Annotated in this window: 18 protein-coding genes and 1 tRNA gene; 7 read left to right on the forward strand and 12 right to left on the reverse strand. The window is 66.2% G+C overall.

Annotation, left to right across the window (positions count from 1 at the left end; genetic code table 11):
- Positions 1-29: 29 nt before the first annotated feature.
- From QX124_RS23935 to QX124_RS23945, 3 genes are all read right to left on the reverse strand, one after another.
- Positions 30-662 carry an ATP-dependent Clp protease proteolytic subunit gene (locus QX124_RS23935; protein WP_315738280.1) on the reverse strand — a complete coding sequence of 211 codons (633 nt, stop codon included), beginning with the start codon at positions 660-662 and terminating at the stop codon, positions 30-32.
- A gap of 298 nt (positions 663-960) precedes the next feature.
- Positions 961-2,319: a trigger factor gene (tig, locus tag QX124_RS23940; protein WP_315759189.1), complete on the reverse strand. Its 1,359-nt coding sequence runs from the start codon at positions 2,317-2,319 to the stop codon at positions 961-963.
- Between the two features lie 171 nt (positions 2,320-2,490).
- Positions 2,491-2,575 (reverse strand) — tRNA-Leu (locus QX124_RS23945).
- Positions 2,576-2,761: 186 nt separating this feature from the next.
- Here QX124_RS23945 and QX124_RS23950 point away from each other — a divergent pair.
- Positions 2,762-4,054, forward strand: a complete 1,293-nt coding sequence (locus QX124_RS23950) for a multicopper oxidase family protein (RefSeq protein ID WP_315798458.1) — start codon at positions 2,762-2,764, stop codon at positions 4,052-4,054.
- Between the two features lie 27 nt (positions 4,055-4,081).
- Positions 4,082-5,164 (forward strand): enolase C-terminal domain-like protein, encoded by a 1,083-nt coding sequence (locus tag QX124_RS23955; RefSeq protein WP_315798459.1) that lies wholly within the window; start codon positions 4,082-4,084, stop codon positions 5,162-5,164.
- A gap of 14 nt (positions 5,165-5,178) precedes the next feature.
- Here the strand turns inward: QX124_RS23955 and QX124_RS23960 are convergent, their stop codons facing one another.
- Positions 5,179-6,039, reverse strand: a complete 861-nt coding sequence (locus tag QX124_RS23960) for a LysR family transcriptional regulator (RefSeq protein ID WP_315738283.1) — start codon at positions 6,037-6,039, stop codon at positions 5,179-5,181.
- Between the two features lie 104 nt (positions 6,040-6,143).
- Between QX124_RS23960 and QX124_RS23965 the strand changes: the two genes are divergently transcribed.
- Positions 6,144-7,136, forward strand: coding sequence for a zinc-dependent alcohol dehydrogenase family protein (locus tag QX124_RS23965; protein ID WP_315738284.1), 993 nt, complete (start codon positions 6,144-6,146; stop codon positions 7,134-7,136).
- A 10-nt stretch (positions 7,137-7,146) separates the two neighbouring features.
- Here the strand turns inward: QX124_RS23965 and QX124_RS23970 are convergent, their stop codons facing one another.
- On the reverse strand, positions 7,147-8,646 hold the full coding sequence (locus QX124_RS23970; RefSeq protein ID WP_315798460.1) for an NAD(P)H-hydrate dehydratase: 1,500 nt from the start codon (positions 8,644-8,646) through the stop codon (positions 7,147-7,149).
- A gap of 539 nt (positions 8,647-9,185) precedes the next feature.
- Between QX124_RS23970 and QX124_RS23975 the strand changes: the two genes are divergently transcribed.
- The 3 genes from QX124_RS23975 to QX124_RS23985 all read left to right on the forward strand — a co-directional run bounded on the left by QX124_RS23975 (position 9,186) and on the right by QX124_RS23985 (position 11,768).
- A complete protein-coding gene (locus QX124_RS23975; RefSeq protein ID WP_009027873.1) occupies positions 9,186-9,524 on the forward strand; it encodes a P-II family nitrogen regulator in 339 nt (112 codons plus the stop codon).
- A gap of 222 nt (positions 9,525-9,746) precedes the next feature.
- Positions 9,747-11,156, forward strand: coding sequence for a type I glutamate--ammonia ligase (glnA, locus tag QX124_RS23980; RefSeq protein ID WP_315798461.1), 1,410 nt, complete (start codon positions 9,747-9,749; stop codon positions 11,154-11,156).
- Positions 11,157-11,375: 219 nt separating this feature from the next.
- The gene (locus QX124_RS23985; protein ID WP_315798462.1) at positions 11,376-11,768 is read left to right on the forward strand and encodes a hypothetical protein; all 393 of its coding nucleotides are present in this window, start codon (positions 11,376-11,378) and stop codon (positions 11,766-11,768) included.
- Positions 11,769-12,192: 424 nt separating this feature from the next.
- Here QX124_RS23985 and QX124_RS23990 read toward each other — a convergent pair whose 3' ends face one another.
- The 3 genes from QX124_RS23990 to QX124_RS24000 form a co-directional block, all read right to left on the reverse strand.
- Positions 12,193-12,768, reverse strand: a complete 576-nt coding sequence (locus tag QX124_RS23990; protein ID WP_409997742.1) for a hypothetical protein — start codon at positions 12,766-12,768, stop codon at positions 12,193-12,195.
- A gap of 58 nt (positions 12,769-12,826) precedes the next feature.
- A complete protein-coding gene (locus QX124_RS23995) occupies positions 12,827-13,435 on the reverse strand; it encodes a hypothetical protein (protein ID WP_315798463.1) in 609 nt (202 codons plus the stop codon).
- 83 nt (positions 13,436-13,518) lie between these two features.
- A complete protein-coding gene (locus tag QX124_RS24000; RefSeq protein WP_315775081.1) occupies positions 13,519-14,289 on the reverse strand; it encodes a gamma-glutamyl-gamma-aminobutyrate hydrolase family protein in 771 nt (256 codons plus the stop codon).
- Between the two features lie 234 nt (positions 14,290-14,523).
- On the opposite strand from QX124_RS24000, the gene QX124_RS24005 reads away from it, so the two are divergent.
- A complete protein-coding gene (locus QX124_RS24005; protein ID WP_315711522.1) occupies positions 14,524-15,672 on the forward strand; it encodes an AI-2E family transporter in 1,149 nt (382 codons plus the stop codon).
- 18 nt (positions 15,673-15,690) lie between these two features.
- Here the strand turns inward: QX124_RS24005 and QX124_RS24010 are convergent, their stop codons facing one another.
- From QX124_RS24010 to QX124_RS24025, 4 genes are all read right to left on the reverse strand, one after another.
- Positions 15,691-16,860: a M20 aminoacylase family protein gene (locus QX124_RS24010; protein WP_315738291.1), complete on the reverse strand. Its 1,170-nt coding sequence runs from the start codon at positions 16,858-16,860 to the stop codon at positions 15,691-15,693.
- Positions 16,861-17,021: 161 nt separating this feature from the next.
- Positions 17,022-17,570 carry a phosphohydrolase gene (locus QX124_RS24015; protein WP_315798464.1) on the reverse strand — a complete coding sequence of 183 codons (549 nt, stop codon included), beginning with the start codon at positions 17,568-17,570 and terminating at the stop codon, positions 17,022-17,024.
- Positions 17,571-17,605: 35 nt separating this feature from the next.
- A complete protein-coding gene (locus QX124_RS24020; RefSeq protein ID WP_006611040.1) occupies positions 17,606-17,908 on the reverse strand; it encodes an antibiotic biosynthesis monooxygenase family protein in 303 nt (100 codons plus the stop codon).
- Positions 17,909-17,976: 68 nt separating this feature from the next.
- Positions 17,977-19,194, reverse strand: a complete 1,218-nt coding sequence (locus QX124_RS24025) for a GGDEF domain-containing protein (RefSeq protein ID WP_315738293.1) — start codon at positions 19,192-19,194, stop codon at positions 17,977-17,979.
- Positions 19,195-19,489: the final 295 nt, after the last annotated feature.

The raw sequence follows: 19,489 nt of genomic DNA on the forward strand, positions 1-19,489 counted from the left end.
AATCGGACCCCGCCTCGATCACGGACGGCTCACTTGCCCATCGCCGCCGGATCCTCCGGCCGCTTGTCGAGAACCTTGTCGATCAGGCCGAACTCCTGGGCCGCTTCCGCCGTGAGGAATTTGTCGCGCTCCAGGGCGTCCTCGATCGCCTTGTAAGACTGGCCGGTGTGCTTGACGTAGATCTCGTTCAGCCGCTTCTTCAGGTTCAGGATCTCCTGGGCGTGCAGCATGATGTCGGTCGCCTGGCCCTGGAACCCGCCGGACGGCTGATGCACCATGATGCGCGAGTTCGGCAGCGAGAAGCGCATGTCCTTGTGGCCGGCACAGAGCAGCAGCGAGCCCATCGAAGCCGCCTGGCCGGTGCACAGCGTCGACACCGCCGGACGGATGAACTGCATCGTGTCGTAGATCGCGAGGCCCGACGTCACCACGCCACCGGGCGAGTTGATGTACATCGCGATTTCCTTCTTCGGGTTCTCGGCCTCGAGGAACAGGAGCTGCGCGACGATCAGGGTCGCCATGCCGTCCTCCACCGGACCGGTCACGAAGATGATGCGCTCCTTCAGGAGGCGCGAGAAGATGTCGTAGGCGCGCTCACCGCGGTTGGTCTGTTCGACCACCATGGGCACAAGGTTCATATAGGTTTCGACGGGATCGCGCATGAATCACCCAAGGGTTGGACCAGCAGTTGAGACGACCGGCCGCCGCAGGTGAGGCTCATTTCAACGAGCAGCGACGGACAGGTGTCCCGTGATGCAGAACTTCAAGACCGAACTCACAGATATGGACCAATTCGCCGGTGACAAGACCGGGTCCCCTGGCCAGCCGCGAGCAAGGTCATTGCGCTGTTCAAGCTGATTCCCGCGGCGGCGGCCAGCGCCTGAACCGGGCCGACCGGCGCTTTCGCCGGTCAACCTTAATCACGCGCTTATGTCGCGAACCCTACGATGGGCGACCTGTTCAGGCCGCCTTGTCGCTGTCGTCGTCCTTGAACAGCTCGTCCTTGGAGACCTTCTTCTCGGTCACGTTGGCGAGCTCGAGGATGAAGTCGACGACCTTGTCCTCGTAGATCGGCGCGCGCAGCTGCGCGAGCGCCTGCGGGTTGTTGCGATAGAAGTCCCAGACCTCCTTCTCGCGGCCCGGCATCGAGCGCGCGCGCTCCATCACGGCGCGGCCGACCTCGTCGTCGGTCACGGTGATCTTGTTCTTCTCGCCGATCTCCGACAGCACGAGGCCGAGACGGACGCGGCGGTCGGCGATGGTGCGGTACTCCTCCTTCGCCTTGTCCTCGGTGGTGTTCTCGTCGGCGAAGGTCTTGCCGCTGGAGTCCATCTCGGCCTTGACCGAGTTCCACATCAGGTTGAACTCCTCGTCGATCAGCGACGGCGGCGCATCGAACTTGTGGGTCTCGTCGAGACGGTCGAGCAGCGCGCGCTTGACACGTTGGCGGGTCGCCTGGCTGAACTCGCCGGCGAGGCGGTCGCGCATCAGCTGCTTCAGCTTGTCGAGCGACTCGAGGCCGAGCGTCTTGGCGAACTCATCGTCCACCACCTTGTCCTCCGGAGCCTCGACCGCGGTCGCCGTGGTCTCGAACTCCGCGGCCTTCCCCGCGAGCTCGTTGTTGAGATAGTTGGTCGGGAACGTCACTTTGAGCGTACGGGTCTCACCGACGCCGATCCCGATCAGTTGGTCCTCGAAGCCGGGAATGAAGGTGTTCGAGCCGATCACGACATCGATGCCCTCGCCGGTGCCGCCCTCGAAGGCGACGCCATCGATCGTGCCCTTGAAGTTGATCTTCACCCGGTCGCCGCTCTCGGCCTTCGCGCCCTCCGCCTTCGCGGCGTAGCTGCGGTTGGCATCGGCCAGGCGCTTGATCGCCTCGTCGACATCGGCGTCGGTGATGTCGGCCACGGGCTTCTCGACCGAGAAGGTCTTGAAGTCGGCTAGCGCAATCGCCGGCACGACCTCGACGGCCACGGTGTAGGTCAGGTCGGACTGGCCAGCGAGGATCTTCTCGACCTCGGCCTCCTCCGTCGGCATCGTCACCTTCGGCTCGGTGGCGAGGCGGAACCCGCGCTCGGTGAAGATCTGCGTGTTGGTGTCGCGGATGGTCTGGTCGATGGTCTCGGCCATGACCGACTTGCCATAGATCTTCTTCAGATGCGCCACCGGCACCTTGCCGGGGCGGAAGCCGTTGATGCGGACCTTGTCCTTGAGATCGACCAGCTTGGCATCCGCCTTGGCGTCGAGATCCGCCGCCGGAACGCTGATCTGGAACTCGTGCTTCAAGCCTTCCGACAAGGTTTCTGTGACCTGCATGGCGTCAATCTTCTTCCGCTTCGGTCCGAACCCTTGCGATCCGGACACATCTGACTCAATTGTGGACGACGCGCGGCAAAGGCTTTGCGCCGGTGGGATCGGCGGCCCCGCTTCTCTTTGCGAGACAACGGGTTCGCCGGTAAAACTTGGGGCAAACGCCGGAGAAGCGCTTGGTGCGGGCGGAGGGACTCGAACCCCCACAACTTTCGTCACTGGAACCTAAATCCAGCGCGTCTACCAGTTCCGCCACGCCCGCGTGAACTGCATCGATAGCCCGGCCGCGGTGCCGCGGGCGGCGCGGCTTATACCACGCACGAAACCGTCCGCAGCAAAAAAATGGGCTGTCGAAAGCACCACCGGCAGGCCGATCGACCGTGTCGCACGCACAGATAAGGGAAAACAACATGATCCGCATCCCCCTCATCGCACGATGTTTTGTCGCATGACGGAACCGTCCGAGGGGCTCAGCCGCCGTGCCCTGCTCGGCGGCCTCGCCGCAGCCGGCGCGGCCTCGTTTGCTCGCCCGGCTCCGGCCGCTGGCCGAATCTCGGTTTCCTTGGACGCTCGCGGCGAATCTCTCGCGCTGAGCCCGGGACGTTCACCGAGCCCGCTATGGCGGTTGGCTGCACCGGCTCCGGTGATCCGGCTCGCACGCGGCACGGCGCTCGATCTGGACCTTTCGAATGGCCTTTCGATCCCGGCCGCGCTGTCCAGCCGCGGCCTCACTTTACCCGCCCCGCTGCTGGCGCAGCCAGAGATCGGCCCCGGCGGCCGGGCCACCATTCCAGCCTTGGCGTCGCGCGCCGGGACCGGCCTGCTCGACCTGCGGCTGCTCGCCGACGCCGTGCCGATCCGGCCACTGCCTGTCATCGTCGACGAAGCCGAGACGGTAACTGTCGACCACGACGAAATTCTCTTGGTCGAGGACTTCAGGCTCGAGGCGGACGGAACCGCGGTTGCGCCACGAACCGAGGCGAGAGACGCCGCCCCCCTTTACACCGTCAATGGGCACATCCAGCCGGAGATCGCGCTGCGAACCCATGCGCGGGTCAGGTTGAGGTTCATCAATGGCTGTCAACGCGCTCTGATCGCGATCAAAATCGCCGACCTCGACGCCGTCCGCGTGATGGCCATCGACGGCCAGCCGGCCGAGCCTTTCCTGGCTCGAAACGGCGCGGTGGTGCTGCCGCCCGGCGGCCGCACCGACGTCTTCCTCGACATGCCCGCCGCCAAGACAACGCTGGCCGTGCTGCTGCACGACGGCAGCAATGCGCGTCCCCTCGCCCGGCTGGTGGCGTCGAGCGAGCCGCCGCTCCGTGCCGCCCCGTTGCCGCCGGCGCCGCCTTTGCCTTCGAACGGTTTGCCGGAAAAGCTGGACCTGAGGACCGCCGCTCGGGCCGAGCTCACGCTCGACGGCGCCGGCTGGCAACCGCCCGCCGCGTTCAACGCCGCCGGCGCCCCCACCTTCCAGGCCAAGGCCGGCCAAGCGGTCGTGCTGGCATTGGCAAACAAGACCGCCGGCACCCATGTGGTCCACCTTCATGGCCAGCCGTTCCGGCTGCTCGACCGGCTCGACGATGGCTGGAAGCCCTATTGGCTCGACACGCTGGCGCTGGAGGCCGGCCAGGCCCAGCGCATTGCATTCCTTGCCGAGCAGTCCGGCCGGTTCCTGGTCGAAGGCATGGCGACGAACTGGGCGGCGCCGCGCCTGCTGCGGTGGTATGAGATCCGGTGAGGAAACGAACCTGAGGGAACAGTCCCCATGATCACTGCCGCCATCACCGGGGTCACGGCGCGTGCCGTGATCACGCCCATGAAGCGTCCCCTGCGCAACGCGTTCGGGATCATCGACTCCGGACCGCTGGTGCTGATCGACGTCGCAACCGATCAGGGGGTTACCGGCCATTCCTACCTGTTCGCTTACACCAGGCTCGCGTTGAAACCGCTGCTGCATCTGGTCGAGGAGATCGGCCGCGAGCTCAAAGGCCAAGCCCTGGTCCCGTTCGACCTGATGAAACTCATGGACGCCAAATTCCGCCTGCTCGGCTGGCAGGGTCTCGTCGGCATGGCCGTCTCGGGCCTCGACATGGCGTTCTGGGACGCGCTCGGTCGGCTCGCGGGCAAGCCCGTGGTCGAGCTGCTCGGCGGCACGGCGCGACCAATTCCGGCCTATGACAGCTATGGCGTGCTCGATGCCAAAGACGACGAGCGCACCTTGCGCACCGCGCGCGACGAGCACGGCTTCCGCGCCATCAAGACCAAGGGCGGTCATGGCGATCTCGCCACCGACGAAACGATGATCAAGGGCCTGCGCGCCCTGCTCGGCCCGGACATGGCGCTGATGCTCGACTTCAACCAGTCGCTCGATCCCACTGAAGCCACGCGCAGAATCACGCGCCTTGCTGCCTACGACCTGACCTGGATCGAGGAGCCGGTGCCGCAGGAAAACCTCTCCGGCCATGCCCGGTTGCGCGAGCGCTCGGAGATCCCGATCCAGGCCGGCGAGAACTGGTGGTTTCCGCGTGGCTTTGCCGAGGCGATCGCCGCCGGCGCCTCCGACTTCATCATGCCCGATTTGATGAAGGTCGGCGGCATCACCGGCTGGCTCAACGTCGCCGGGCAAGCCGATGCGGCCTCGATCCCGATGTCGAGCCACATCCTGCCAGAAGCGAGCGCGCATGTGCTGGCGGTGACGCCGACCGCGCATTGGCTCGAGGTGCTGGACTTTGCCGGCGCCATCCTCGCCGAGCCGCTGCAGGTCATCGACGGCAAGGTGACCGCGCGAGGTCCGGGTCTCGGCCTCGCCTGGAACGAGAGCGCGGTCGCGAAGTATCAGGTGACGTGACGGCGCGCCCGCGCTCACATTGTGTCGCGGGCGAAGCGCGCCACAACGAGATCGAGCAGGGCGCGCAGCCGCGCCAGCCGCTTGAGATCGCGGTGGTAGCCGACGAACGTATCGCGTCCCGGCGGCTCTTCGCCGAGGTCGATGCGGGAAATGCCGGGGGTGGCATCGCCGAGCGGACGTGGCAGCACGGCGACGCCGCGGCCGAGCGCGCACAGGCGCGCCTGAACGTCGCGGCTGTTGCTTCGGATGCCGACGCGTGCCCCCGGCAGCACGCGTGAGAGCCAGACCGCGTCGGGCATCCCGCCAAAACCGCTGTCCATCGTGATCAGGTCGTGGCCTTCGCCATCGCCGGGACGAGGCTGCGGCCGACCGGTCTGGAGATAGACGCCGTAGCGGATGTGGGTGAGCCGGCGCACGATCACGTCGGGCTCGTCGAACGACGCGATCCGGAAGGCAATGTCGGCCTCGCGCCGTGCCAGGCTGTAGACCCGCGCATCCGTCAACATCTCGACCATGACGCGGGGATGCGATTGCGCGAACTCCGCGACCACCGGCGACAGCATGTGCAGGCCGAACCAGTCCGAGCAGGCGATGCGCAGGGTGCCGTCGAGGCCCTGATCGCCGCCGCCGAGGTTGCGCCCGATCGAAAGCGTCTCCTCCTCGATCCGCTCGGCGTGGGCCAGGACCATGGCGCCTTCATCGGTCAGGACGAAACCCGTGGTCGTGCGCTGGAACAGCGTCTGGCCGACACTCCGCTCCAGCGCCCGCAACCGACGGCCGACCGTCGGCTGGCTCTGCCCGATCCGCCGGCCGGCGGCGCCCAGGGTGCCCTCGCGCGCAACTGCCAGGAAGACCTGCAGATCGCTCCAATCCATCTCGGCACCACCCATTCATTTTTGAATGAGACAATATCAAATAAGGCCATTTCCAAACACTTTCGACGTCGCCACACAAGACCCAACAGCAACGAGGTGTTGTGATGGCCTTCAATCAATCGATGCGCGCCGTGGTCTTGGACGAGGTGGACGGGCCGTTTCGGATCGCTGAGGTGCCGCGCCCCAGTCCCGGCCCGGGCGAGGTGCTGGTCCGCGTCGCGGCCAGCGGTCTCAATCCGCTCGACTTGAAGATTCGCGCAGGCAAAGCTGCGCATGCGAGGCATCCTCTGCCCGCCGTGCTCGGCATCGATCTCGCGGGAACGGTGGAGCGGGTCGGCTCCGGCGTCACCGGCTTCAAGGCCGGCGACGAGGTCTACGGCATGACCGGCGGTGTCGGCGGCATCCAGGGATCGCTCGCCGAATTCGCCGCCGTCGATGCCCGGCTGATTGCGCACAAGCCGACGCGGCTCGGCATGCGCGAGGCCGCCGCCCTGCCCCTGATCACCATCACGGCCTGGGAAGGACTGGTCGACCGCGCCGCCGTAAGCCGCGGCCAGACGGTTCTGGTCCAGGGTGGCGGCGGCGTGGGACGTGTCGCGGCACAGCTTGCACGGGCGCGCGGCGCCGAGGTGTTCGTGGTCGCCTCGGCCGAACGGCGCGCGGAACTCAGCGCGCTCGGCGTCACCCCGATCGACCGTCACACGACGAGCGTCGATCAGTATGTCCGAGAGTATGCGGCCGGACGCGGCTTCGACGTCGTCTATGACACCGCTGGCGGTGCGGCGCTCGACGCCTCGTTCCATGCGGTCGCCCGCTTCGGCCATGTCGTGAGCGCCCTCGGCTGGGGCAGTCATGCGCTGGCGCCCCTGTCATTCAAGGCTGCCAGCTATTCGGGCGTGTTCACGCTGTTGCCGCTGTTGACCGGTGAAGGCCGCGAGCATCACGGCTTCATCCTCGCCCAGGCCGCCAAGCTCGCGGACGCGGGTCACCTCGCACCACGCATGGACGAGCGCCGCTTCTCACGCTCCGAGGTCGACGCCGCCTATGCCGCGCTCGCGGGCGGCGCGACCGGCAAGATCGTCGTCGAACTCGAGTGACGGCGCGGCATCAGTAGTCGACGCCGAACCGGTCGAAGAGGCGCCTGAACACGGCCGGCAGGGTCTCGGTGAGATCCTCCGCGATCAGGCCGGGGCCGGCCTCGTTGCCGGCCTCGCCATGCATCCAGACGCCGATGGTGGCGGCTTCGAACGCCGGCACGCCCTGTGCGAGCAGCCCTGCGATGATGCCGGCGAGCACGTCGCCGGCGCCGGCGGTGGCGAGCCAGGGCGGCGCATTGGCGGCGATGGCGGCGCGGCCGTCGGGCGCGGCCACCGTTGTGTCGGCGCCCTTCAATAGCACCACGGCGCCACAGCGCGCGGCGGCCGCGCGGACGCGCTCCAGCTTGGAGCGGCCGGGATGCTTGTTGCTGAGATCCGAGAACAGGCGCGGGAATTCGCCCTCGTGCGGCGTCAGCACGATCTGCGCGTCGGCCATCGCCCTGATCTGCTCGAACAGCCGCTCCGGCGCATCGGCGAAGCTCGTCAACGCGTCGGCATCGAGCACGAGATGACGCTGCGCCGACAGCGCGGTGAAGACGAGGTCGCGCGTGCGCTCATTGACGCCCGTTCCGGGCCCGATGATGCAGGTGCTGTAACGCTTGTCGCCGAGCAGCTCGCCGAACTCGATCGCGGTGTCGGCGGCGCGCACCATCACCGCCGTCAGCGCTGCCGCATTGACCGCGAGCGCATCGCGCGGCGAGGCCAGCGTGACCAGACCGGCGCCGGCCCGCAACGCGGCGCGCGCGGCCATCCGCGCCGCGCCTGTCGCGGCGACGTCGCCGGACATCGCGAGCACATGGCCACGCGCGTATTTGTGGCCGTCGATAACAGGCACGGGAAAGCGGCCCTGCCAGAGTTCGGGTTCGTTCTCGAAGGCCTGCGGCCTGATCTCGGCGAGCACCTGGGGATCGATGCCGATGTCGGCGAGCCGGACGCGCCCGCAATGCTGGCGGCCCGGCAGCAGCAGGTGCGCTGGCTTCTTGCGGAAGAAGGTCACCGTCTCGGTGGCGCGGACCGCAATGCCCATCACCGCAGCCGTGGTGCCGTTGATGCCGCTCGGCAGGTCGACGGCGAGCACCGGCGCGCCATTGCCGTTGATCGCTGCGATGACGTCATGGGGCTCGCCGGTGACGGGCCGGCTAAGACCGGCGCCGAATAGCGCGTCGATGATCAGCGCCGGCTTGCCGATCGCCTGCGGCGTGAACGGCAGCACCGGAAACTTCCAGCCCTTGGCGGCGGAGGCCGCATCGCCATGCAGCGCGTCGCGCTCGCACATCAGGATGACCGACACGTCCCTGCCCTGCGCGGCGAGCTCGGCCGCGGCAACGAAGCCGTCGCCGCCATTGTTGCCCGGCCCGCACACGACCACGATCGGCCCGGTCTCGACCAGGTCCATGGCCGCCTCGGCCACCGCCTGTCCGGCACTCAGCATCAGCGAAAAGCCCGGCGTGCCGGCCGCGATCGTCAGCCGGTCGGCGCGCTCCATTTCGCTCGTGGTCAAGATTTCCATAAACCGCTCTCGTATCCAGCCGCCGTCTTGCGCCGGCGGCCTGATGTCGTCCCCATGGCCTCGCAGGGGACGTCGGCGCCCCGTTCCTCGGAGCCGGTACGCGCGAATCCCGCGCTTCCTATTGCCGCGCCGGCCCGCAACTTCCAAGGGCGCTGCACATCTGGCAAGCCGCGACGAAACCCGGCACGTCGCCTTTTCCCTGGGCATTTCGGACAGCGCCCGGCTCCGCCGTCAAGACCTGCACAACGTTTGATCTGTTTGCCTAATCTCAAGGCTCCAGTATTCTAGACGTTCCTTGAGGGAATCGTCGGGTGCTCGTGAAATGCCTGATTATCGGCTCGATTTGGGCCCGTTAACGACTTGGCATAGACCCTGCTTTTGTGGAGCCACTTCGGCACGGGGCAAGTCGGGCAGTCAATCACCGGGCCTCCGCCGGAGAGTGTCGGGCCCGGTAACGAAATGATCGAACGACCTGCGCGTGCGCGCAGCCTGACGATGACCCACCTGTTGTTTATAGCGGAATGCCCGGGAGGCGCTCAGTGAAGAAGATCGAAGCCATCATCAAGCCGTTCAAGCTCGACGAGGTGAAGGAGGCGCTTCAGGAAGTGGGACTTCAGGGCATCACCGTCACCGAAGCGAAGGGTTTCGGCCGGCAAAAAGGCCATGCCGAGCTCTACCGGGGCGCCGAATACATCGTCGATTTCCTGCCCAAGGTGAAGATCGAGATCGTGATCGGCGACGACCTGGTCGAGCGCGCGATCGAGGCGATCCGTCGCGCTGCCCAGACCGGCCGCATCGGCGACGGCAAGATCTTCGTGTCCAACATCGAGGAAGCCATCCGCATCCGAACCGGAGAATCCGGACTGGACGCGATCTAGCCCGACCGCAGGCCTGGAACGGACCGTCCGCTCCAGGCCCCGCACGGAGCGTTTGCTGCGCCAGCAGCCCCTACGGCAGCTCAAGTGTCCTCTGCGAGGCGCTTGCACGCGGCCGTTTTGCCGTTTCCGATGTTGTCTTGGCCCCCGCACGAGGCTATGGAGCATGACCCGCGGACGCCGTCCCGCGCCGGGCCGTGACGTTATAAGCCAAGAGGGGTATTCATGAAGACCGCCAAGGACGTCTTGAAAGCAATCAAAGACAACGACGTCAAATACGTCGACCTCCGCTTCACCGACCCGCGGGGCAAGTGGCAGCACGTCACCTTCGACGTCAGCATGATCGACGAAGACATTTTTGCCGAAGGCACGATGTTCGACGGCTCCTCGATCGCCGGCTGGAAGGCGATCAATGAATCCGACATGTGCCTGATGCCCGACCCGGTCACCGCGACGATCGATCCGTTCTTCGCCGAAACGACCATGATCATCACCTGCGACGTGCTCGAGCCGACCACCGGCGAGCCGTACAACCGTGATCCCCGCGGCATCGCCAAGAAGGCCGAGGCGATGGTGAAGTCGATGGGCGTGGGCGACAGCGTGTTCGTCGGCCCCGAAGCCGAGTTCTTCGTGTTCGACGACGTGCGCTACAGCTCCTCGCCCTACAACACCGGCTTCCACCTCGACTCCTCGGAGCTGCCGACCAATTCCGACACCGAGTATGAGGGCGGCAATCTCGGCCACCGCATCCGCACCAAGGCCGGCTACTTCCCGGTGCCGCCGCAGGACTCGGTGCAGGACATGCGCTCGGAGATGCTCGGCGCCATGGCCCGCATGGGCGTCAAGGTCGAGAAGCACCACCACGAGGTCGCTTCCGCCCAGCACGAGCTCGGCATGAAGTTCGACACGCTGACCTTGATGGCCGACCAGATGCAGATCTACAAGTACTGCATCCACCAGGTCGCGCACATCTACGGCAAGACCGCCACCTTCATGCCGAAGCCGGTCTATGGCGACAACGGTTCGGGCATGCACGTCCACCAGTCGATCTGGAAGGACGGCAAGCCGGTGTTCGCGGGCAACAAGTATTCCGACCTGTCGGAGACCTGCCTGTCCTACATCGCCGGCATCATCAAGCACGCCAAGGCCATCAACGCCTTCACCAACCCGTCGACCAACTCCTACAAGCGTCTGGTCCCGGGCTATGAGGCGCCGGTGCTGCTCGCCTACTCCGCGCGCAACCGCTCGGCTTCGTGCCGCATCCCCTACACCTCGTCGCCGAAGGCCAAGCGCGTCGAGGTCCGCTTCCCCGATCCGCTCGCCAACCCCTATCTCGGCTTCGCCGCGATGCTGATGGCCGGCCTCGACGGCGTGAAGAACAAGCTCGATCCGGGCCCGGCGATGGACAAGGACCTCTACGACCTGCCGAAGGAAGAGCTGAAGCAGATCCCGACCGTCTGCGGCTCGCTCCGCGAGGCGCTCGAGAACCTCGACAAGGACCGCGCCTTCCTGAAGGCCGGCGGCGTGTTCGACGACGACTTCATCGACAGCTACATCGCGCTGAAGATGACCGAGGTCGAGCGCTTCGAAATGACCCCGCACCCGGTCGAGTTCGACATGTACTACTCGGGCTAAGGCCCGATAAGATCGGCGGATGACGACACCAGGGCGCCCCTTGCGGGGCGCCCTTTTCGTTGGTGTCGCAGTGCCGTGCTGGCGAATGCCAAGGCCGGCATGAGCGCCAGAACGGCGGTACGACATTCCGCCCAATGACGAATAGGGACAGGCGCAAGGAATAGATCGGGCCGGAATGAGTTTCTATCCCTGTGATCCACATGCATTGGGAGATTTCGAATGACCAAGCTTTCGATCTCGTGCCTCTTCGTGACCACCGCAATCTCACTCGCGGCGATCTCGTCCGCCAGCGCGGCGCCTCCAACCAAGGGCGGCAGCAGCGCGAAGGGTGACATCCTCACCGACAACAAGGGCATGACGCTCTACACGTTCGACAAGGACGTCGACGGCAAATCAGCCTGCAACGGTCCCTGCGCGACCAACTGGCCGGTCCTGAAAGCCGAAGCCAGCGACAAGGCCGACGCCAACTACACCATCATCACACGGGATGACGGCTCCAGGCAGTGGGCTTACAAGGGCAAGCCGCTCTACACCTTCGCCAAGGATCAGAAGCCCGGCGACATCACAGGCGATGGCTTCCTGAACAACGCCTGGCATCTCGCAAAGCCCTGATCGCAGCCGCGCTCTCGCCACGCGCGGGACGAGCTGTACGGATTGGGCTTGGCCGTAGGAGACGGCCACTCTCGGAGAATCCGCCGGACGCGCCTGCGACCGGCGCCCATTGATGAGCGCTGCGTTGTCGTGGCTATCGAGAAATGCGGCAAGCTTTCCTGATGGAGATCTTGCCGCACCACCCCTGCCCCCAGCGCCCTTCACCGAGCGCCTTTTGTTGGTGGCTGCTCATCTGCGATGATCCAACGGGACTCGTCCTTCGAGACGCTCGGCTATCGCCAAGCTCCTTAAGGATGAGGAGATGGAGGTCGCGCAAGGCCGCGGTTTCTCCTCATGGTGAGGAGCGCCCATGAGTCAATGAGATCATCCGACAGAAGTGCGCGCGCCGTCTCGAACCATGAGGCCCGAGGGCGCAACTCAGCCGCTATTTCTCGGGAAAGCTCACCACGATCTGCTCGACCACCGGTCCCCATTTGCGCAACTCCGCCTTGTCGGATGCGATGCGATCACCGATCGGATTTCCCTCGTGGTCGTCACTGCCGAAGCGAACGCTGACGGAGCATCCACCCGGCAAAGGACGGCTCAGCGTGCCGCCTTTCCAGTCGACAACGAAGCCGCCACCATCGGTGAAGAACTCGCGGATCAGAAACGGCCTGCCATTGATCTTCTGCACCTCGGCCAAGGTCGAGCCGAGCGTCACGCCGGCAACATTCCAGTGACTCGTCTTGGAGTCGATCAAGGTGAGACGTGACACCCGCTGCATCGTCTCGTCAGCAAAGCCGATCTCGATACGCCGGTCCGGCGCTTTTGGCGACAGCACGACGCCTTGATAGGTGATGTCCTCCACCCCGGTGAACAACTGGTCGTCAGTCACCGCCTCCTGGCCGTAGCGCTGCATCAGGCTCTTGGCGGAGTCCGTGACCGACACCGGCGAGGTGCAGGTGATCGGCCCATCGGCAGGCGGCGCGGGCTGTGCCCATACCGGCACAGCCAGAAGCATCAACAACAAGCTCGTTCGGCGCATGCTCGTCCCGGTCAGTCCTGCGACCATGAAGCCATCACTTCGCGGCGAAATTGATGCCGATCTCCGTGACGACGGGCGCGAATTTGACGAGCGCCGGATTGTCCGACGACACCTTCACGCCGTCGCCGGAGAGCGAGCGCGGCGCGTCCTTGTCTTTGCCAAAGCGCACCGTGATCGAGCAGCCGCCTGGCAAAATGCGTCCCAGCGCGCCGTTCTTGAAGTCGGTGACGAAGCCGCCATAGTCCCAGCCGAAGCCCGAGACGACGAACGGCTTGCCGTTGGCCTTCTGGACCGCGGCGAGGCTCGCGCCGATGGTGATGCCCGCAACGCTCCAGCGGCTGGTCTTGGCCGTGTCGCGCAAGGTCAGCCCGGACACCGTCGCAATCTTGTCGTCGATGAAGGCGACCTCGATGCGCCGGTCCAGCGCCCGCGGAAACAGCACGAGGCCCTTATAGGTCTCGCCTTCGGCGCCGGGGAGATCCTGAACCACGGCCTCATCGCCGTAGCGCTGCTTGAGACTCTGCACGGTGTCGGTGGCCGCCACCGGCAGCGTGCAGGTGATCGGTCCCTCGTTCGGCGCTGCGGTCTGGGCCAGCGCAGGAGCGGCGAGGAGCAGAGCTGCAGCAGTCAGGACGTGGCGCATCCGGGCTTCCTTGTGACGGGCTCACGATGAGGCGTCTCTGCAGCTTCGTCTGCCGCGCGGGAAATCCGGTTCAGTCCCGGCCTTCAGGATGACAGATGGCGCTTCTTGACCGCCGCCCCGAACGCCTCGAATAGCTTGCGATTGATCGGGTTCTTCTGCGGGTCATATTCGGCGTGCCATTGCACGCCCAGCGCAAAGCTCGGCGCGTCGGCGATGCGAATGGCCTCGATGGTGCCGTCCTCGGCGATGCCCTCGATCACGACGCGGGCGCCCGGCTCCAGGATGCCCTGACCATGCAGCGAATTGACCTTGATAATGTCGCAGCCGAGGATGCCGGCGAAGGCGCCGCCCGGCGTCAGCTTGACCTCGTGGCGATCGGCGAAGATGACGGTCGGATCGGGATGGATCTCGCCGTTCTCCAGCCGGGGCATGCGATGATTCATGCGGCCGGGAATCTCGCGGATCTCCGGATGCAGCGAGCCGCCGAAGGCGACGTTCATCTCCTGGAGGCCGCGGCAGATGCCGAACAGCGGAATGCCTCTGGAGACGCAGGCCTCCGACAGCTGCAGCGCGACCTCGTCGCGGTGGATGTCGTAGGGCTCGTGCTTGAGGCTCGGCTCGGTGTTGAAACGGGTCGGATGCACGTTGGCGCGGGCGCCGGTCAGCACCACGCCATCGACGACATCGAGCAGCGCGGCGATGTCGGTGATCTCGGGAACGCCGGCAAACATCAGCGGCAGCGCGCCCGCGACCTCGGCCACGGCGCTCAGGTTGCGCTCGCCCACCATCTGCACGGTGAACCTATTCTCGACGCGATGGCTGTTGCCGATCACGCCGACCACCGGACGTTTCATTGCTTTCGTTTCTCTCCCTTTTGTCCGGCCTTCGGCTGCCGCATCCGCCAGTCCGGCAGGCACAAATCATGCCTGCGTCGCACGGCAGGATCAACATATGGCCACGCGGGTCCCCAATGCCAATTCCGGACACCCCCGCAAGCGTCCTGCAGCGCCCCGCTTCTTCAAGCCTGCGCTTGATCCGCCAGCCGTTTTCGCCAATGTGTGGGGGCCGATCAGCACAGAGGACGCCTCATGACCGCCCCCGCCGACCCGCGCCTCCAGGCCCGCAGCGACCTGGCCTGGGCCATTGCCGTGGGCGGCATCGGGGTAACCCTGTTCATGGCCGGCATGGCCTTCACCTGGTATTACGCGGCTGCGATCTTCCTGTTGTTCGCGGGCATGCTGCTCGGCGTCGCGCTCAACGCGATGACCAGCCTGCTCGGCCGCGTCCTGCCCTGGCCGCATCCGGCGCGGCTCGTCATCGTCTGCTTGGCCCTCGCGGCCGTGCTCGTCGGCATCGTCTTCCTCGGCGGCACCACCATCGCGGACCAGGCCAAGGTGCTGAGCGATACGATCAAGTCGCAGCTCGGCAACATCAAGGGCTTCCTCGACCGCAACGGCATCGACACCAGCTTCTTCGACTTCAACGCCGCGAGCACGGCCACTGCCGCGCCTGATGGCGGCTCGACCACACCGACCCAGACGCCGTCCCATGGCCTGCCGGGCGGCCTGCCCTCGCCGAGCGCGCTGGCCTCCTCCGGCGGCGCCATCGTCAGCCAGACCTTCAAGCTGCTGCTGGGCACCGTCAGCGCCGTCGGCAACTTCTTCATCGTCCTGTTCTTAGGCCTCGCCTTCGCCGCCCAGCCGGCGGTCTACCGCAGCGGATTGCTTTTCCTGGCGCCGGCGAAGTACCGGGACCAGGCCACCGTGATCGTGGACCGCATCAGCTACACGCTGGAGCGCTGGCTGATCGCCCAGATCACGACGATGTTCGCAGTCTTCCTCGTCACCTGGATAGGCCTCGCCATCATCGGCGTGCAGAGCTCGTTCATCCTCGGCATCCAGGCCGGCCTGCTGGCGTTCATTCCGACCGTCGGTGCCATCATCGCCGGCGTCATCGTGGTGCTGGCGAGCCTTGCCTCCGGCTGGGTCGCAGCGGTCAGCGCCTTCGTGCTGTTCCTCGGCGTGCACGCGATGGAGAGCTACGTGCTGACGCCGCTAATCCAGCGCCAGGCGCTGGACATCCCGCCGGCCACGCTGTTCGCGTTCCAGATCCTGCTCGGCATCGTGTTCGGCGTCTGGGGCCTGACCCTGGCGCTGCCGCTGATGGCGATCGCCAAGGTCATGATCGACTATTTCAAGAGCGACCGCCGCACCGAGGACGCCGCGGCCGCGATCTGAGGCCCGGTCAGAGCCCGCTCAGCCGGCCGGCATCGCGGTCTCGACGAGCTTGGCCCAATAGCTGATGCCGTGCGGGATCACGTCGTCGTTGAAATCATATTCGGGGTGATGCACGCCGGCCCCATCGCCGATGCCCATGAAGACGAACGCGCCGGGCCGCGCCTGCAGCATGTAGGCGAAATCCTCGCCGCCGAGCCGGGGCGGCATATCGGTGATGACCTTTTCCGGCCCGACGACGCTGCGCGCCACGTCGGCTGCGAACGCGGTCTGCTCCGCGTGATTGATGACGACCGGATAGCCCCATTCATAGTCGATCTCCGCCTCGACGCCCATCCCGCTCGCGAGCGCCGTCACGAGGCCCTTGAAGCGCTCGTCCATCAAGCGGCGGATGTCCTCGTCGAGCGTGCGCACGGTGCCGCCGATGATTGCGGTCTGCGGAATGATGTTGTCGGCGGTCGTCCCCGCGTGAAAGCGCGTGATCGACAGCACCGCGCTTTCGACCGGATCGACGTTGCGCGCCACGATCGTCTGCAGCGCGGTCACGATCTGCGCGCCGGCGATGATCGGATCGACGCATTTGTTCGGCCGCGCGGCATGGCCGCCGAGGCCCTTCAGGCGCACCTCGAAGGTGTCGGCGGCGGCCATCACGGCGCCGGTGCGCGTCGCGACCGTTCCGAGCGGCAGGCCCGGCGCGTTGTGCAGGCCGTAGACCTCCTCGATGCCGAAGCGCTCCATCAGGCCGTCCTCGACCATGGCACGGCCACCGGCCCCGCCCTCCTCGGCTGGCTGAAAGATGACGATGGCCGTGCCGGCGAAGTTCCGCGTCTCGGCGAGATAGCGCGCCGCGCCCAGCAGCATCGCGGTGTGGCCGTCATGGCCGCAGGCGTGCATCCGGCCCGGAATGGTGGACTTGTGCGGGATGTCGCTGATCTCCTGCAGCGGCAGCGCATCCATGTCGGCACGCAGGCCGATCACACGCTGCGACGGCTCGCGCCCGCGGATGACGCCGACGACGCCGGTCCTGCCGATACCGCTGACGACCTCGTCGACACCGAACGAGGCCAGCAGCTCGGCGACACGCGCGGCCGTCCGATGCACCTCGTAGAGCAGCTCGGGATGCTGGTGGAAATCGCGGCGCCAGACCTTGGCGTCTTCCGCCAGCTCGGCGGCGCGGTTGATGATCGGCATGACGGAGTTCCAGAAAATGAGGAGCGCGCCATGGCGACGCGCATGTCATCTCATTGCATGTCGAGCCGCAGCAAAAGACAAGCCACATTCGCTCATGCGATGCTGCGCAGGCTGCATTGCCGCAGCGATGCGGCCGCTCGAAATGCCTGAGCTGATCCTGCCTATGATCGAAGACCGCTCAGCTCGCGCGCGAGGTTGGCCCGCGCCTTCTGGTCGAGGGCAGCGGCAAAGCCCGCATCCGGATAGATCACGGGGCGCGCCGCGAACCGCTCCAGCACGGCCGCGCGCCCGGCGCGGTAGGCGTCGTCCGGCACGTGCGCATATTCGCGCCGGATCGCATCCGCATAGGCGTCGTAACCGGCCTCATCGGTGCCGAGAATGGCGAGATCGATCGAGACGAGCAGCGCGCCCAGCCGATCGCCGGGCGCGACATCGTGCGTCCGGGTCAGCCGGATCAGGCGTCCGACCTCGTCGCGCAGCTCGGGCGCGACGTGACGCTCGGCAAGGATGGCGCTCTGCTCCTCATTGTCGGAGCGCGTGGGATCATACACGACGTCGTGCCACCAGATCGCGAGGGTCAGGATCTCGCGGTCGCGGACGCTGAGGTCCGCGACGCGATCGAGCTGGGCCAGGCAGTCCCGGACGTGGCGAAGATCATGGTAGTGCCGTCCGGCGGCAGCGTAGGCTTCGACCAGATCGTCATGCGTCATGATGGTGTTCCGCGGCGAGCAGCGCTGGCGCGGCCTCAGCCGGCCGAGGTCAGCACCGTCTCGGTGTGCTCGACATCCGGAGGACTGGCAAAATACTGCCCGACCAGGCCGCGCCATTCGGTGAAGTTCTCCGAGCCGCGGAAATCGACCGTGTGGTTTTCGAGCGTCTCCCACTTCACCATCAGGCGGTAGCGCTGCGGCTTCTCGATCGATTTGTGCAGCTCGAAGCCGTGAAAGCCCTTGGAGCGGCCGAAAGCAGCGCGTGCTTTCGCGACCGCGGCCTCGAAATCCTTCTCCGTGCCCGGCTTGACGTCGATCTGGGCGATTTCCGTGATCATGTTTTGTCGGCCTCCCCTGGTGTGGGCCGCTTGTCTAGCCCAGACCTCGGGAGAGCGAAAGCCGCGCCTCAGCTGGACAACACCGCCTGTCCCGACTGCGGCAGGCTGGCAGCGGCGCGCTGGCGGCGGTAGCGGTCGAGCGACAGTGGCAGCTCCGCCGACGCTTCGACCCGGTTGCGCCCGGAACGCTTGGCCTTGTAGAGCGCGGTATCGGCGGCCGCGAGCAGCACGTCGAGATCGGTCCCGCCCGGCCCGCCGGCGACGCCGATGCTGACGGTGGTGTCCACCGGCTTGTCCTCGCACACCACGCCGGAGGCCGCGAACGCCTCACGGACACGCTCGGCGGCGACCATGGCCTCTTCGATCGAACAGGGCAAAAGTGCTGCGAACTCCTCGCCACCGATCCGCCCCGAGAGATCGGTGAGGCGCAGATTGTTGACCACGACGTTTGCGAACAGCTTCAGGACCTCGTCGCCCTCGGCGTGGCCGAAGCGGTCGTTGATCGACTTGAAATGATCGATGTCGAAGATCAGCACGCTGACCGGGCGCTGCTCGCGCGCCTCGCGCTCGATGAGCTGCGCGGAGGACTCGGCAAAGCCGCGGCGGTTGAGCAGGCCCGTCAGCGGGTCGGTGGTCGCCGCGCGCTTGTGGGCGCTGACGATGCGCTCTGACACCAGCATGAAGATCACGAACACGGTGCCGACCGCATAGAGCACGAGCTCGATCGAAAAGATCGTGACCCAGGCCGCGGCGAAGGCGCCGTCGGAATCGCGCAGCATGTTGCCGAGCAGGATCGGCAGCATCAGCACGAAGCCGTGCATCACCGGCACGATCAGCGCCGGCCAGCGCTTGTGCAAGGTCCGCCGCCGCTCCTGCCACAGCTCGGCCGCGGTCAGCATGGCGTAGATCACGACGATCGCGGCGCCGATCGTCAGCCGCAGCGCCTGCGCCGACGCATCGAGCAGCATGCCGCTGGCGATCCAGACCGTCGCGCCGAGCACGAGCCCAAGCACGCTCGGCGGCTTGCCGTGGAACACGCGCGCGGCATTCCACACCATGGCGGTGGCGATCAGACCGATGGAGCTCAGGAACAGCGACACCACCTCACCATAGAGCTCGCCGATCAGCGTCCACAGCGCGATCGCGACGGCGCCGAGAATATAGGCCGCCCCCCACCAGCGCAGCGCCGGCGTGTTCTCCTGTCGACCGAAATGGAGCAACATGGCGCCAAGCAGCGCCGCGACCATGGTCGCTACGATGTCGAGCGTCATGCTATCAAGCGCCATCGATCACCTCGGTTGCTGCGGCGGCGCGGGAAGTCAGGGTTAGCGCGGCCTTATCGCGATCAACCTAGCGGGCGGTTTGTTGGAAAGAGGTTTGCCTGGGATGCCAAGTTTTCTCGAAAAGCCCGGCGCAACTCGTCAACAAATTGCTGCGCAAGAAATCTGCAAACAGGATTCAAAAATGCCGAGGCAATCCGCGCGACCGCCCGCCCAGATTGCACACGGCACACACCCCTTCATTGATAGTTGTGCGCCCCCGCGTGCGGAATCAATGGTTTCCCGTCCTGCGGCGAACACT

The sequence above is a fragment of the Bradyrhizobium sp. SZCCHNRI3043 genome (assembly GCF_032377735.1).
In the GTDB taxonomy this organism is placed as follows: Bacteria; Pseudomonadota; Alphaproteobacteria; order Rhizobiales; family Xanthobacteraceae; genus Bradyrhizobium.

Coding starts and splice junctions, on each gene's coding strand:
- QX124_RS23935 (WP_315738280.1), bottom strand. CDS start 662: ATGCGCGATCCCGTCGAAACCTATATGAACCTTGTGCCCATGGTGGTC.
- tig (WP_315759189.1), bottom strand. CDS start 2,319: ATGCAGGTCACAGAAACCTTGTCGGAAGGCTTGAAGCACGAGTTCCAG.
- QX124_RS23950 (WP_315798458.1), top strand. CDS start 2,762: ATGACGGAACCGTCCGAGGGGCTCAGCCGCCGTGCCCTGCTCGGCGGC.
- QX124_RS23955 (WP_315798459.1), top strand. CDS start 4,082: ATGATCACTGCCGCCATCACCGGGGTCACGGCGCGTGCCGTGATCACG.
- QX124_RS23960 (WP_315738283.1), bottom strand. CDS start 6,039: ATGGATTGGAGCGATCTGCAGGTCTTCCTGGCAGTTGCGCGCGAGGGC.
- QX124_RS23965 (WP_315738284.1), top strand. CDS start 6,144: ATGGCCTTCAATCAATCGATGCGCGCCGTGGTCTTGGACGAGGTGGAC.
- QX124_RS23970 (WP_315798460.1), bottom strand. CDS start 8,646: ATGGAAATCTTGACCACGAGCGAAATGGAGCGCGCCGACCGGCTGACG.
- glnA (WP_315798461.1), top strand. CDS start 9,747: ATGAAGACCGCCAAGGACGTCTTGAAAGCAATCAAAGACAACGACGTC.
- QX124_RS23985 (WP_315798462.1), top strand. CDS start 11,376: ATGACCAAGCTTTCGATCTCGTGCCTCTTCGTGACCACCGCAATCTCA.
- QX124_RS23990 (WP_409997742.1), bottom strand. CDS start 12,768: ATGCTTCTGGCTGTGCCGGTATGGGCACAGCCCGCGCCGCCTGCCGAT.
- QX124_RS23995 (WP_315798463.1), bottom strand. CDS start 13,435: ATGCGCCACGTCCTGACTGCTGCAGCTCTGCTCCTCGCCGCTCCTGCG.
- QX124_RS24000 (WP_315775081.1), bottom strand. CDS start 14,289: ATGAAACGTCCGGTGGTCGGCGTGATCGGCAACAGCCATCGCGTCGAG.
- QX124_RS24005 (WP_315711522.1), top strand. CDS start 14,524: ATGACCGCCCCCGCCGACCCGCGCCTCCAGGCCCGCAGCGACCTGGCC.
- QX124_RS24010 (WP_315738291.1), bottom strand. CDS start 16,860: ATGCCGATCATCAACCGCGCCGCCGAGCTGGCGGAAGACGCCAAGGTC.
- QX124_RS24015 (WP_315798464.1), bottom strand. CDS start 17,570: ATGACGCATGACGATCTGGTCGAAGCCTACGCTGCCGCCGGACGGCAC.
- QX124_RS24020 (WP_006611040.1), bottom strand. CDS start 17,908: ATGATCACGGAAATCGCCCAGATCGACGTCAAGCCGGGCACGGAGAAG.
- QX124_RS24025 (WP_315738293.1), bottom strand. CDS start 19,194: ATGGCGCTTGATAGCATGACGCTCGACATCGTAGCGACCATGGTCGCG.